Genomic DNA, 14295 nt, shown 5'->3' on the forward strand with positions numbered 1-14295 from the left:
TCCTCGGTCAGGGTGCGTTGACCACGATGTAGGTCACGTCACTGCCCTGGTATTGCGGCTGGTACCAGGTCGAGCCGCACTGCATGTACATCGTGTTGTAGCGCATCACCTGCACACAGCTGGTGGGCATCTGTGCCGGCGTCAGTATCGAGCCGACCACCGCCACGGTCGCGCCGACCGCCACTGCGGTGGCCACCGGATGGTAGTGATCGTCGTAGCCGTAGCGGCCACGCCCGTCGACATCGATGTCGACGTCGCGGTGGTTGTCGATATTGACGTTGCGCGTGCTGTTGTTGATGCGCGCACGGTTGCCGGAGTTGTTGCCGGAGTTGTTCGCCGCATTGACCCGGTTGCCGGCATTTACCCGATTTCCTGCGTTGACCGGTGCGCGCTGCCCGGCATTCATCCGTTGCGCCCGAGGCGCGCTGGGCGGCGGTGGCCGGTTGACCGCCGCACGCGCATGGCCCTGGGCCCGCTGCGGCCTGGCGTCGGCCACGGGGATCAGGCTCAAGGTGAGCACTGAAGCGGTGGCGAATGAAAACAACAGGTTCCACGTCAGTGAATGGTTCATGTCATTGCCCTGCCTGCGCGGTGACTTTCTTCAGCGGGATCGCCACATCACCCTTGCCCGGCTTGAACGTGAACATCGACTCCTGAAGCGTCGGTTTCAGGTTCCAGCGGTACACGGCGATGTATTCCGGAAAACTCGGCGAGTCGGTCGTGGTGATGACCAGCTTGCACGGCAGCGGTTTCTCGGCGCGGGTGATCCACAGTTGCCAGTCGGTGCCCTCCTGGCGGAAAGCCAGGTGGTCGCAGAGCTGCCCGTTGATCCGTGAAGGGCCGACATAGGCGGCTTCCTTCAGGGCATCGATCTGCGCCTGGTCACTGCCGAACAGGAACAGGTCTTCCAGCGGCACCTGGATGCCGTAGTAGTCCTCGAACCGGTGCAGGGCGTCGGACAGCTTCGGCGGCGCCTCCACCGTGGTGTAGTACTTGAGGTACGGCGCATATTGGGTCAGTTGCTTGCCGTTGTAATACAGCTCGCGGGTACGCACGTCGCCTTCGCTTCTGGCGTACAGGCGCTCGTGGTTGAGGACCTTGAGGGTGTTCACCGACTCGGTCTTGATCTTCTGCCCGGACTCCAGAACGGTGTCGCGCGAGACATCGGCCTCCACCTGGAACTTCGGCAGGCTGCGCAGGTAGTCACCCATGTCGATCAGCTTGTCGACCACCTGCGGGTTGACCAGCGGGGTGTCATCCGCAGCCGGCGGGTCTTCGGCATGGGCGGCGGGCAGCAGGGCCAGGGTCAACAGCAAACAGAAAACACGGGGCTTGGCGGTCATCGTTGCACTCCTGACCCTCTCGGGCCGTCTCTCTTGCCTGGGCGTTTCCAGCGCAACCCACACAGGGCTGCTGGCTGAGCCTAGTTCGCCATTGCCGAGTGCGCCAGAACCCGCCCGGACCTGCATCACATCGCACAATGCCCGGCACCAAAAACAGGCGCCCCTGCACCAGCACACAGCATTGCCAGCGCCTGCACCTACCCGAGAAACCCCTCAAGACCGCTGTTTTAAAGCCTTCCAACAACTTGGCCCGCGCGTTGCACTGAGCAAATCCAGACTTGGATACAAGATGGAGAAGCCCATGCAACCTCGTTCACTGCAAGCCGTAGGATGGACCCTCAGCGAATGGCAGCATGCCTACCGCGAAGGCACGATTGAACCCGCATTGCTCTTCGAATTGATTCAGCAGTTCCAGGAGCAGGACCCCGCCTGGATCGTCCTCGTCAGTGCCGAGCAACTGGCACGACGGCTCGACCAGCTCGCCGCACAATTGCACGCGCTGGACAGCGACCTGAGCCAACTGCCGCTCTACGGCGTGCCGTTCGCCATCAAGGACAACATCGATGCCGCCGGCTGGCGCACCAGTGCCGCCTGCCCCGAATTTGCCTACCTGGCCGATGAGGACGCGACGGTCGTGGCGCGCCTGCAAGCGGCAGGTGCGGTGCTGGTCGGCAAGACCAACCTCGATCAGTTCGCCACCGGGCTGGTCGGTACCCGCTCGCCCTTCGGCGCGGTGCCCAATACTTTTGATGCGCACTACGTCAGTGGCGGCTCCAGCTCCGGTTCGGCTTCGGTCCTTGCGCGGGGGCTGGTGGCCTTCTCGCTGGGCACCGATACCGCAGGTTCCGGGCGCGTGCCTGCCGGTTTCAACAATATCGTCGGGCTGAAACCCACCAAGGGCCGCCTTTCCAACAAAGGCCTGGTCCCCGCCTGCCGCAGCCTGGATTGCATCTCGGTGTTTGCGCTTACCGTTGAGGATGCCGAGCTCGTCGCCGACCTGGCCGCAGGCTTTGACCCCGCAGACGCCTACTCGCGCAGCAACCCGCGCACCGCCCCCGCCGCCATCGGCGCTGCGCCACGGCTGGCGGTCCCGGACACCCTGGAGTTCTTTGGCGACAGCCTCAACCAGGCCGTTTTCCAGCAGTCGCTTGAGCGCCTGCAAGCACTGGGGGCGCAACTGGTGCCCATCGACTTCACGCCGTTCCGCCAACTGGCCGAGCAGCTGTACCAAGGCCCATGGGTTGCCGAACGCACCGTGGCGATGAGCGAGATGCTGGCCTCGGCACCACAGGCCATCGACCCGGTGGTCCGCGCGATCGTGGAAAACGGCCTCGGCTACAGCGCCTGCGATGCCTACCGTGCCGAGTACCTGCGCGCAGAACTCAGCCGCGCGATCAACCAGGCTCTCGCCGGCTTCGATGCCCTGGTGGTGCCGACCTCCCCGACCCTGCGCACCCAGGCTGAAATGAAGCGTGAGCCGGTGCTGTTCAACGCACAGTTCGGCACCTACACCAACTTCACCAACCTCGCCGACCTCAGCGCGCTGGCAGTACCTGCCGGTTTTCGCGAAGACGGCCTGCCCGCCGGCATCACCTTTATCGCCCCCGCCTGGCATGACGCGGCCCTCGCCTCGCTGGGCAAACGTTGGCAGGCGGCGCAGGCCCTGCCGCTGGGCGCGACCGGGCGCAGCCTGCCGCCGGCAGCGCCAGCCCGGCAAGTCGCCGGCTGCGTGCGTGTCGCCGTGGTCGGCGCGCACCTCACCGGCATGCCGCTGAACTTCCAGCTCACCACCCGCGATGCGGTGCTGGTCGAACAGACCCTGACCGCCCCGACCTACCGCCTGCACGCCCTCGCCGGCTCCGTGCCGCCCAAGCCAGGGCTGGTCAAGGCTGCCGAGGGCGCGTCGATCATCGTCGAGCTGTGGGACATGCCGCTGGCGCGCTTTGGCGAATTCGTCGCGGAGATTCCCCCTCCCCTGGGCATCGGCAACCTGCAACTGGAGGACGGCCGCTGGGTCAAGGGCTTCATCTGCGAACCCTGGGCGCTGGACAGCGCCGTGGACATCACCGCCTTCGGCGGCTGGCGCGCCTTCATCGCCAGCCGCACCCCCGCCTAAGGAGAGCCCCATGTTCCATACCGTCCTGATTGCCAACCGTGGCGAGATCGCCGTACGCGCCATTCGCACCCTGAAGAAACTCGGCGTGCGCAGTGTCGCGGTGTATTCCGAGGCTGACCGCAATGCCGCGCATGTTCGCGACGCCGATGTGGCCATCGCCCTGGGCGGCGAAAAAGCCGCCGACAGCTACCTGCGCATCGACAAGATCCTCGACGCAGCCCGGCAAACCGGTGCCCAGGCCATCTACCCCGGCTACGGCTTCCTCTCGGAAAGCGCCGAGTTCGCCGACGCCTGCCAGGCGCAGGGCATCGCCTTCATCGGGCCGACCGCAGAACAGATTCGCGAATTTGGCCTCAAGCACCGTGCCCGCGAACTGGCCGGCGCCGCACAGGTGCCGATGGCCCCCGGCACCGGGCTGCTGGCCAACGTCGAGGAGGCGTTGCAGGCGGCGCAGCGGATCGGCTACCCGGTGATGCTGAAAACCACCGCCGGCGGTGGCGGCATCGGCCTGACCTGCTGCACCGACGCGGCGGCACTGGCTGCGGCGTATGACAGCGTCAAGCGCATGGGCGAGCAGTTCTTCAGCGATGCCGGGGTGTTCCTCGAATGCTTCGTCAACCAGGCGCGCCACGTCGAAGTGCAGATCTTCGGTGACGGCAAAGGCCGCGTGGTGGCGCTGGGTGAGCGCGACTGCTCGTTGCAGCGGCGCAACCAGAAAGTGCTGGAGGAAACCCCGGCCCCCAACCTGCCGCAAGCCACCCGTGAACGCCTGCATGCAGCGGCGGTGCAACTGGGCGAATCGGTCGCCTACCGCAGCGCCGGCACGGTCGAGTTCATCTACGATGCCGCGCGCGATGACTTCTACTTCCTCGAAGTGAATACCCGTTTGCAGGTGGAGCACCCGGTGACCGAAATGGTCACCGGCCTGGACCTGATCGAATGCATGCTGCAAGTGGCCGCCGGCGATCCGCTGGACTGGCCGGCCCTGCAACGCAAGCCGCACGGCGCGGCCATCGAGGTGCGCCTGTATGCCGAAGACCCGTTGAAAAACTTCCAACCAAGCCCGGGGCTGTTGACCGATGTGCACTTCCCCGAGGGCGTGCGGGTCGACAGTTGGGTCAGCACCGGCAGCGAAGTGTCGGCGTTCTACGACCCGATGATCGCCAAGCTGATCGTGCACGCCGACGACCGCGAGCAAGCCATCGGCAAAATGCAGGCAGCCCTGGCCGCAACCCGTCTGCATGGCATTGCGACCAACCTCGACTACCTGCGCCAGGTCGTGGCTGAGCCGCGCTTTCACAGCGCCCAGGTGTGGACCCGACTGCTCGACACGTTCGACTACCAGCCACAGGTCATCGAGGTGCTGGAGCCCGGCACCTACTCCAGCGTGCAGGATTTCCCTGGCCGCCTCGGCTACTGGGACATCGGCGTGCCGCCTTCCGGGCCGATGGATGACCTGGCCTTCCGCCTGGCCAACCGCATCGTCGGCAACCATGAAAGCGCCGCAGGCTTGGAGGTCACCTTGCAGGGCCCGACCCTGCGCTTTCACAGCGACTGCCTGATTGCCCTGACCGGCGCCGACTGCCCGGCCGAACTGGACGGCGAAAGCCTGCCGTATTGGGCACCGATCAGCGTCAAGACGGGCCAGGTGCTCAAGCTTGGCCGGGCCGTTTCCGGCTGTCGCAGCTACCTGGCGGTACGCAATGGCCTGGATGTACCGGTGTACCTGGGCAGCCGCTCGACCTTCGCCCTCGGCCAGTTCGGCGGGCATGCCGGGCGCACGCTGCGCACGGCCGATATGCTGGCGATCTCCCAACCGGCCCTCGCCGCCTGCACCACGCCAGCGCCGGTCAGCCAGCCGCAGGCCCTTGATGACAGCCTGATTCCGCAGTACGGCCAGACCTGGCGCATCGGCGTGCTCTATGGCCCGCATGGCGCGCCGGACTTCTTCACCCAGGAAGCAATCGACGAGTTCTTCGCCGCCGAATGGGAGGTGCACTACAACTCCAACCGGCTCGGCGTGCGCCTGAGCGGGCCGAAGCCCAGCTGGGCCCGTGCCGATGGCGGTGAAGCCGGCCTGCACCCGTCCAACGTGCACGATTGCGAGTACGCCATCGGCGCGATCAATTTCACCGGCGACTTCCCGGTGATCCTGACCAAGGACGGCCCGAGCCTGGGCGGTTTCGTCTGCCCGGTGACCATCGCCAAGGCCGAGCTGTGGAAAGTCGGCCAGGTCAAACCCGGCGACACCCTGCGCTTCCACCCCATCAGTTTCAAACAGGCGCAAAGCCTGGAGCAGGCCCAACTGGGCAGCATCGAAGCATTGGCGGCAATCTCCGCAGTGACCTTGCCGGCCCCCAGCCTGCAGGCCACGACCACCGTTTCCGCAACGGTGCTGGCCGAACTGCCCGCCAGCGGCCAACGCCCGCATGTCACCTACCGCCAGGCCGGCGATGCCTACCTGTTGCTGGAATATGGCGACAACGTGCTCGACCTGGCCCTGCGCCTGCGCGTGCACCTGCTGATGGAGGCGCTCAAGGCCGAGCCGTTGCATGGCCTGGAAGAACTCGCCCCCGGCGTGCGCTCGCTGCAACTGCGCTACAACAGCCGCGTGCTGCACCAGTCGGCGTTGATCGAGCACCTGTTGGCGCTGGAAGCACGGCTGCCGGATGTCGATCAGGTCAAGGTGCCGACGCGCATCGTCCACCTGCCGATGGCGTTTGAAGACAGTGCCACCTTGAACGCCGTCACCCGCTACAGCGAGACGGTGCGCAGCGAGGCGCCGTGGCTGCCGAACAATGTCGATTTCATCCAGCGTGCCAATGGCCTGGCCACGCGGGAAGAAGTGCGCGACATCCTGTTCGACGCCAGCTACCTGATTCTCGGCCTGGGCGACGTCTACCTGGATGCGCCCTGCGCCGTGCCGCTGGACCCGCGTCACCGCCTGCTCAGTTCCAAGTACAGCCCGGCACGGACCTTCACCGCCGAAGGCACCGTGGGCATTGGCGGCATGTACATGTGCATCTATGGCATGGACTCGCCCGGCGGCTACCAACTGGTGGGCCGTACATTGCCGATCTGGAACCGTTTTTCGAAGAACGCCCAGTTCAAGGATGGCCAGCCCTGGCTGCTGCACTTCTTTGACCAGGTCAAGTTCTACCCGGTCAGCGAGGCGGAGCTGGATGAATTCCGCGAAGCGTTCCGTGAGGGGCGCGCCGAGATCCGCATCGAAGAGTCGGTATTCGATTTTGCTGAATACCAGCAGTTCCTGCAGGCCAATGCAGCCGATATCGCCGCCTTCCAGGCCAGCCAGAAACTGGCCTTCCAGGCCGAAGTCGGGCGCTGGCAGCATGACGAAGACGAGGTAAGCGCCCCCGTCCAGCAACCGTTCGAGATAGAAGAAACCGGTGGCGCCCATGTGGTCAGCGCCGAAATGTGCGGCAGCGTGTGGAAGATCCTCGTGGAGCCCGGGCAATCGGTGGAAGCCGGCGCACCGCTGCTGGTGGTCGAGGCCATGAAGATGGAGCTGTCGGTGATCGCGCCGGTCAGCGGTACGGTCCGCGCCGTGCGCTGCCAGCCCGGCAACGCGATACTGCCGGGTGACGCACTGATGTTGCTCGACCCTGTCGCCTGAGGAGTGCCCATGCAACTGTCGACCCAACCCATGAAGGCCGCGAAAGAGCGGCCGGAGAACCTGGCCGAGCGTATCTACCTGCAACTCAAGGAAGATATCTTCGATTTTCGCCTGCTGCCCGGCGACCGTTTCAGCGAAGGGGATGTGGCCAAGCGCCTGGCGGCCAGCCGCACCCCGGTGCGCCAGGCGCTGTATCGCCTGGAGCGCGAGGGGCATCTGGAGGTGCATTTTCGCAGTGGTTGGCAGGTGATGCCCTTCGACTTCGAACGTTTCGAAGAGCTGTACGACCTGCGCATCGTGCTGGAGCTGGCGGCCGTACGGCGCCTGTGCGCATCAGGGGCGCAACTGCCGCAATTGCTTGGCGATCTGGCAGCGATCTGGCTGGTTGAAGCGCACCAGCGCCTGCCCGAAGGGCGTGCGGTATCGGAGCTGGATGAACAGTTCCATTGCGCCCTGGTGGCGGCCACCGGCAATCGGGAAATGGCCAGGGTCCACCGCGATGTCACGGAGAAGATCCGCATCATCCGCCGCCTGGACTTCACCCAGCAGCCGCGCGTTGCCATTACCTATGAAGAGCACGGGCACATCCTCACGGCGATTTTGCAGCGCCGCCCCGAAGAAGCCTGCCAGTTGCTGCGCGCGCACATCGAGGTGAGCAAGGCCGAAGTGCGCAAGATCACCCTGCACATGCTGCACAGCGCACGGCAGCGTTCGCTGCTCAAGGCGGTCGAGCGCCAGGACGGTTAGGCACGTCAATTGCCATGAGCCGCCGCCATCGTCGATGACGGCGGCTGTTTTATTCATCGTTTTACAATCTTTGACGACATTTTCTCGACATTTCAGCTTGCATAGTAGGCACGCCAGCCCACAGATCGTTTCACGGTCAGGCACCTTACTGAACAGGAGAACTGCAGTGTCGACTGCACGCAAATTTGCAACGCCGATCTCGACCAGCGCCCCCCGTACTGATCGCAGCCGGATCGAGTCGATTCGCGAACTGCTTCATCACTACGGCCTGCGCGTAACGATGTTCCGCATCAAGGTGATCGACATCCTGCTGAATGCCTCCGGCAGCCAGCAAGTGGTCTACCTCGATCAGATTCGCACCCAGGTCGGTAGCGAGCTTTCCAGCCAGAAGATACGCGAAGTCATTCGCCGGCTGGCCTTCGAAGGGGTGCTCAGCATCAGCCCGGGCAACAGCTTCGACCTGACGGTCGAGGCCAGGTCGATCCTGGCCCGCCACTAAGGCATCAGCCGGCTCACACTGGCAACCGGGAAGTAACACGGCTGAAATCCCGGCTGACAGTAATAGGCGACGGTCTGCTGCACCGGCAACGGGCGTGTCAGCAAGGCGGTATAGGCGGCGCCAAAGGCGCAGCCGATCAGGGCAAGGCAAACTATTCTTGTTGTTTTCATGGCCATTCCACTGCACGTGAAGGAGGGACGGTGTGAGCACCAGACTAGAAACGCCTGCGACAATCCGCGTCGTCCAAATGGACTAGGCGAGTGCCTGGCGAATATCGGCTGCCGCCTCCCGTAACGCGCTTGCCGCCGCCTCGACAAACGGCGCCAGGCTGACAAAGCCATGCACCATGCCTGCGCAGCGCTCAACGCGCACCGCTACGCCGTCTTCCTGCAAGCACTTGGCAAACGCTTCGCCTTCATCGCGCAGCGGATCGAACTCGGCGCTCAGCAACGTGGTCGCGGGCAAGCCGGCCAGCGAGCTGGCCCGCAGCGGTGAGGCCAGCGGATCGTCGATCTGCTCGCCTGATGCCAGGTAGCTGCGCCAGAACCAGCCCATCGCTGCCGCCGTCAGCAGATAACCCTGGGCAAATTCCTGATAGGACTGGCTGTCGCACCCGGCGTCGGTGACCGGGTAGAACAGGCACTGATGACGAATCTTCGGCCCCTTGCGCTGCTGCGCCAGCCGGCTCACGGCAATCGCCAGGTTGCCCCCGGCACTGTCCCCCGCCAGTGCCAGGCGGCTGCCATCGAGATTCAGCGACGCGGCCTGGTCCACCAGCCAGCAGGTGGCGGCGTAGCAGTCCAGCGGCGCCGCCGGGAATGGCGCTTCCGGGGCCAGCCGATAAGCCACCGAGACCACCGCCGCGCCGGTCTCCTTGGCCAGCGTACGGCACAGGTTGTCGTGGGTATCCAGGGTGCCCATGACAAACCCGCCGCCATGGAAGAACACCAGCAATGGTAGGTGATCCTGCGCCAGCGGCCGGTACAGGCGCGCTTCCAGCGTCCCTTCGGCGCCGCCGACGCGCAGGTCGCGCACCTCGGCCATGGCTTCGCCGGGCACCGGCGGCATCATGTTGTCGGCGTATTGGCGGTATTGCGCAGCGTCGAGCTGGGCGTAATCGGGCTCCGGCTGTGCGTTGAACGGCGCAAGCACGGCGGCCATCTGGCTATCGAGCGGCATGGGCATCTCCTGGCAGGTCGAACATCTGGAACTGCGGGTTGGTTTCATCGAGGATGCTGCGCACACGCTGCTCCAGCGCGGGCTTGAAGTCCTTGTGCGGCAGCACCCAGAAGCGTTTTTCGGCAATTGCGGCAAACACTTCGCGGGCCAGCGCCTGGGGCGTCATGCCCTGGCGAATGCTGCTATCGAGCAGCGCGCCAAACGACTGGCCGGCCTCGTCGCCAGCCTGGTTCGAGGCCATGATTTCACTGGCTACCGGCCCCGGGCAGATCAGCGAAACGCCGATTGGCGCGCCGAGCATGGCCAGTTCGTAGTGCAGGGTTTCCGACAGGGCCACCACCGCCTGCTTGGTGACGTTATAGGGCGCCATCAGCGGGCTGCTGAGAAAACCGGCCAGCGACGCGGTATTGATCACATGCCCAGGGCGCCCCTGCTCCAGCAGCAGCGGAACGAAAATACGCACCCCGTTGATCACCCCCAGCAGGTTGATATCGAGCATGCGCTGCCATTGCCGGCCGGTGATTTCCCAGCTGTAGCCGGTCTGCATCACCCCGGCGTTGTTGAACAGCAGGTCGACGCCGCCGAAGCGTGCCAACGCGACATCGCGCAACCGCTCGACCTGGCTGGCATCCGCGACATCGGTCACGCAGGCCACCACGGCGGCTCCCTGCCCCTGCAATTGCGCGCACAGCGCCTGCAAGCCCTGCGCATCGACGTCCGCCAGCACCAGGCGCATGCCCTGCTGCGCCGCCTGTTCGGCCAACCCGCGGCCTATCCCGCTGGCGGCACCGGTGATGACCGCTACCGGCCCCTGCTCGTTGTTCATTGCCTGCTCCTGCCACTGGCTTGTTTGCACCAGTAGAGCCGCAGCGTTGCGCGCGGCCATCGTCCGTTCAGACGATGCCCCCCTGCGCAGGGGCTTCAGAATCCCAGCAGAGCCGCAGCGCCGCCAGGCGACGTCGCCCACCCTGTGAGAAGCCGGAGAACAATAAGATGAGCACCCTGCACCGCATCGAAGCAAAACTGCTGGAAGACCGTTATGCCCGTGGTTGGCACTGCCTGGGGCTGGCCGCGCAGTACCGTGACGGCAAGGCCCACCGCCTGGACGTGTTCGGCACCCGCCTGGTGGCCTACCAGGGCGAGGATGGCGAACTGAACATTCTGGACGGCTACTGCCCGCACATGGGCGCCGACCTGAGCACCGGCTGCATCGAAGGCAACTCCATCCGCTGCCCGTTCCATGGCTGGAGCTGGGGCGCGGACGGGATCTGCGACGATATTCCCTACGCCAAGCGCATCCCGCCACGGGCCAAGGTCAAGCGCTGGCCGATCATGGAGCAGAACCAGTTGCTGTTCGTGTGGAACGACCCCGAGGGCAACGCACCCATCGCCGAACAGGCCATCCCGCGCATTGACGCCTGCTTCAGCGACGCATGGGCCAACTGGGAAGTCGCCGAACTGCAAATCGGGACCAACTGCCGCGAACTGATCGACAACATCGCCGACATGGCGCACTTCGGTACTGTTCACGGCGCGCCGGTCAGCGCGTTCATCAACATCTTCGAAGGCCACCTGGCCACCCAGATCATGCGCGCACGCAGCGAGCGGCTGTCCGGCGACAGCGAACTGAGCACCGAGGCCACCTACTTCGGCCCGGCCTACCAGATCACCGAAATGACCGGGGCCATGAACGGCCAGCCGATCCATTCGATCTTGCTCAACTGCCATGTGCCGATCGACCTCGACAGCTTCACCCTGCGCTATGGCGTGCTGGTGAAGAAGATCGCCGGGCTCAGCGAAGAGCAGAACCAGGCCATGGCCAAGGCCTATGTGGCCCAGGCGCAGGCTGCGTTCTACGAGGACGTGGCGATCTGGCACAGCAAGACCCGGGTCGACAACCCGCTGCTGTGCGACGGTGATGGGCCGGTCTACCAGTTGCGCCGCTGGTACGAGCAGTTCTACACCGACGTCGAACTGCTGCCGGCTGAAACCCTGCTGAGCAAGCGCTTTGTGGTACGGGACGGCGAACGCGCCTGACGGCTTGAAGCCCGTCCGACAGGCGTGCTGTCGGACGGGTACGCGGGGCATTGCGTGTGGTTGCAGGCGACGCTTATGCTCAGCCACCGCCAACAATAATAAGAAGTGGTCATCCCTATGCTGCCGAGTCTCAGCCTCGATTCATTCAGTGAATTGGTCGGTCAACTCTATCAGGGGCCTTTGGAAAACATCCCTTGGGTCACCTTTCTCAACCAGCTCAACCTGCACCTGTGCAGCAAGTACGTCACCTTCATCCTTCGCCCGCCCAGTGCCCATGTCGATGGCCTGATGGTCAACACCACCGGCAGCTCGACTGAAACCACCGCCTCGTACAACAAGCATTTCTTTGCCATGGACCCGTTCGTCGACCTGCCCAACCGCGAGGTCGTGACCCTGGCGGGCTACGTGTCCAACGACGAGCTGCTGCAATCGGAGTTCTACAAGAACTTCCTCGAGCCGGCGGACGTGTTCCATATTCTTGGCGCCGACATCAACACCTGTGACGGCGCCCAGTGCCGCATCCGCATCAGCCGCGGGCGCAGCGACAAGGCCTTTGGCGACGACGAGAAGCAACTGCTGGCCCGTTTCATTCCGCACCTGGAGCGTTCGATCAAGGTGCACATGCAGCTCAACCGCATTGAAACCGAGCGCAACCTGTATGCCGGCGCGGTCGACCAGATGGCCGTGGGCACGATCATCCTCGACGAAACCGGCAAGGTGCTGCAGACCAACCAGGTGGCTGACCGGCTGATTCAGGAAAAGGACGGCATCAAGCTGATCAACGATGGTTTGCAGGTTGGTACGGCGCGCGATACCCAGGAGTTCCGCCGGCTGGTGAAGCAGTCGCTGCTGTCGCAGAAAAGCAGCAACCCCTCGGTGGTCGAGGCCCTGCGCGTGCAACGCCCGTCCGGACGTGCCGACCTGGGCATCATCGTGCGTTCGGTGCCGCTGTCGGCGTGGAGCGAGGGCAAGCAGTGCCCTACCGTGGTGATCTTTATCAGCGATCCGGAGCAGCAATCGTCGGCACCGCAGGAGATCGTGCGGGCGCTGTTCGACTTCACCCCGGCGGAAACCCAGCTGGCGATGTTGCTGGCCAATGGGCTGACCCTGGACGAGGCGTCGGAGGAGCTGGGTATCAGCCGCAACACCTCGCGGGCGCACTTGCGTTCGACCTTCTCCAAGACCGGGGTGACCCGCCAGACCATGCTGGTGCGTTTGATCCTGCGCAGCGTGGCCACGCTGGGCTGACTCGTCCGCTCGGACGATGGCGGGCGCAGTTGCGCGGCGCACAGTGCAGGTCTTCCCATTCCGATCATGCGTGGGCCTGCATATGCGTAGCTGTCCGACCATCCTCAAGACCGAACTGCTGGTAGAAAGCAGCCATTTCCAGATTGAAGCCCTGCACCTGGAGTTCAGCAACGGCCAGCAGCGGGTGTATGAGCGCTTGCGCGGTACGGGTTACCGCTCGGTGATGCTGGTGGCGATGCCTGACCCTGAGCATGTGTTGCTGGTGCGTGAGTATGCGGTGGGCGTGGAGAGCACGATTTTGGGATTGCCCAAAGGCGGTGCCGAGGTGGATGAGAGCTATGTGCAGGCGGCGCAGCGGGAGTTGTGCGAGGAAGTTGGCTTCAAGGCGGCGCGGTTGACTGAACTGGGGGAATTGACCTTGGCCCCGGGGCATTTGTGCCATCGCTATCGGGTGGTACTGGCGGAACAGTTGAGCCCTTGCCCGTTGCCGGGTGATGAGCCGGAGCCGCTGGAATGCCTGCGGGTGCCGCTGGCGCAGATCCCGGAGCTGGTGGCGCGGGGTGAGCTGCATGAAGCGCGGGCGATTGCTGCGTTGTTCATGGCCATGGGGGCTTTGGCCCGAAGAATCTAGTAGGTTGATCCTCTGTGGGAACCGAGCTTGCCGGCGATGCAGCACAGCGGTCCCGATTGGCAAGGCTTTGCCTTGCATCGCTGGCAAGGCCAGCTCCCACAAGTACTCGCAGCGCTGTCGATCCCAGTGAGCAAAGCGTTGCCAGCTTCCACAAATATTCGTAGCGCTATCGATCCATGTGGGAGCCGGCCTTGCCGGCGATGGAGCGCACAGCGGTCCCGACTGGCAGGGCTTTGCCTTGCATCGCTGGCAAGGCCAGCTCCCACAAGTGCTCGCAGCGCTGTCGATCCCAGTGAGCAAAGCGTTGCCAGTTTCCACAAATACTCGTAGCGCTATCGATCCATGTGGGAGCCGGCCTTGCCGGCGATGGAGCGCACAGCGGTCCCGACTGGCAAGGCTTTGCCTTGCATCGCTGGCAAGGCCAGCTCCCACAAGTGCTCGCAGCGCTGTCGATCCCAGTGAGCAAAGCGTTGCCAGCTTCCACAAATATTCGTAGCGCTATCGATCCATGTGGGAGCCGGCCTTGCCGGCGATGGAGCGCGCAGCGGTCCCGATTGGCAGGGCTTTACCTTGCATCGCTGGCAAGGCCAGCTCCCACAAGTACTCGCAGCGCTGTCGATCCCAGTGAGCAAGGCTTTGCCAGTTTCCACAAATACTCGTAGCGCTATCGATCCATGTGGGAGCCGGCCTTGCCGGCGATGGAGCGCACAGCGGTCCCGACTGGCAAGGCTTTGCCTTGCATCGCTGGCAAGGCCAGCTCCCACAAGTGCTCGCAGCGCTGTCGATCCCAGTAAGCAAGGCTTTGCCAGCTTCCACAAATACTCGTAGCACTATCGATCCGTGTGGGAGCCGGCCTGAACT

General features: G+C 64.4%; 12 protein-coding genes. 7 read left to right on the top strand and 5 right to left on the bottom strand.

All coding sequences use genetic code 11. The annotated features are described in order from the left end of the window. Positions 1–7 precede the first annotated feature (7 nt). Both M5G11_RS21230 and M5G11_RS21235 read right to left on the bottom strand, forming a co-directional pair. Positions 8–571 carry a hypothetical protein gene (locus tag M5G11_RS21230; RefSeq protein WP_273908887.1) on the bottom strand — a complete coding sequence of 188 codons (564 nt, stop codon included), beginning with the start codon at positions 569–571 and terminating at the stop codon, positions 8–10. Between the two features lies 1 nt (position 572). Then, complete coding sequence (locus M5G11_RS21235) at positions 573–1343, bottom strand: DUF2092 domain-containing protein (RefSeq protein WP_273908888.1); 771 nt, start codon at positions 1341–1343, stop codon at positions 573–575. A 301-nt stretch (positions 1344–1644) separates the two neighbouring features. Between M5G11_RS21235 and atzF the strand changes: the two genes are divergently transcribed. The 4 genes from atzF to M5G11_RS21255 all read left to right on the top strand — a co-directional run bounded on the left by atzF (position 1645) and on the right by M5G11_RS21255 (position 8339). After that, positions 1645–3459: an allophanate hydrolase gene (atzF, locus tag M5G11_RS21240; protein ID WP_273908889.1), complete on the top strand. Its 1815-nt coding sequence runs from the start codon at positions 1645–1647 to the stop codon at positions 3457–3459. Positions 3460–3469: 10 nt separating this feature from the next. Next, on the top strand, positions 3470–7093 hold the full coding sequence (gene uca, locus M5G11_RS21245; protein WP_273908890.1) for an urea carboxylase: 3624 nt from the start codon (positions 3470–3472) through the stop codon (positions 7091–7093). A 9-nt stretch (positions 7094–7102) separates the two neighbouring features. Next, positions 7103–7840 (top strand): GntR family transcriptional regulator, encoded by a 738-nt coding sequence (locus M5G11_RS21250; RefSeq protein WP_273908891.1) that lies wholly within the window; start codon positions 7103–7105, stop codon positions 7838–7840. A 166-nt stretch (positions 7841–8006) separates the two neighbouring features. Further along, positions 8007–8339: a fe2+ zn2+ uptake regulation protein gene (locus M5G11_RS21255; RefSeq protein WP_273908892.1), complete on the top strand. Its 333-nt coding sequence runs from the start codon at positions 8007–8009 to the stop codon at positions 8337–8339. On the opposite strand, the gene M5G11_RS21260 is transcribed toward M5G11_RS21255, so the two are convergent. The 3 genes from M5G11_RS21260 to M5G11_RS21270 all read right to left on the bottom strand — a co-directional run bounded on the left by M5G11_RS21260 (position 8336) and on the right by M5G11_RS21270 (position 10344). Continuing rightward, positions 8336–8515 (bottom strand): hypothetical protein, encoded by a 180-nt coding sequence (locus M5G11_RS21260; RefSeq protein WP_273925349.1) that lies wholly within the window; start codon positions 8513–8515, stop codon positions 8336–8338. The genes M5G11_RS21255 and M5G11_RS21260 overlap by 4 nt on opposite strands. Positions 8516–8591: 76 nt before the next feature. Beyond that, the gene (locus M5G11_RS21265) at positions 8592–9518 is read right to left on the bottom strand and encodes an alpha/beta hydrolase (RefSeq protein WP_273908893.1); all 927 of its coding nucleotides are present in this window, start codon (positions 9516–9518) and stop codon (positions 8592–8594) included. Next, positions 9505–10344 carry an SDR family NAD(P)-dependent oxidoreductase gene (locus M5G11_RS21270; protein WP_273908894.1) on the bottom strand — a complete coding sequence of 280 codons (840 nt, stop codon included), beginning with the start codon at positions 10342–10344 and terminating at the stop codon, positions 9505–9507. The genes M5G11_RS21265 and M5G11_RS21270 overlap by 14 nt, the downstream gene beginning before the upstream one ends. Positions 10345–10511: 167 nt before the next feature. Between M5G11_RS21270 and M5G11_RS21275 the strand changes: the two genes are divergently transcribed. From M5G11_RS21275 to nudE, 3 genes are all read left to right on the top strand, one after another. Next, on the top strand, positions 10512–11555 hold the full coding sequence (locus M5G11_RS21275) for a 3-ketosteroid-9-alpha-monooxygenase, oxygenase component (RefSeq protein ID WP_273908895.1): 1044 nt from the start codon (positions 10512–10514) through the stop codon (positions 11553–11555). Positions 11556–11672: 117 nt separating this feature from the next. Then, positions 11673–12803, top strand: coding sequence for a helix-turn-helix transcriptional regulator (locus M5G11_RS21280; protein WP_273908896.1), 1131 nt, complete (start codon positions 11673–11675; stop codon positions 12801–12803). An 82-nt stretch (positions 12804–12885) separates the two neighbouring features. Further along, on the top strand, positions 12886–13434 hold the full coding sequence (nudE, locus tag M5G11_RS21285) for an ADP compounds hydrolase NudE (RefSeq protein ID WP_273908897.1): 549 nt from the start codon (positions 12886–12888) through the stop codon (positions 13432–13434). Positions 13435–14295 lie beyond the last annotated feature (861 nt).

Origin of the sequence: Pseudomonas fontis (genome assembly GCF_028656955.1) — a bacterium.
GTDB lineage: Bacteria > Pseudomonadota > Gammaproteobacteria > Pseudomonadales > Pseudomonadaceae > Aquipseudomonas > Aquipseudomonas fontis.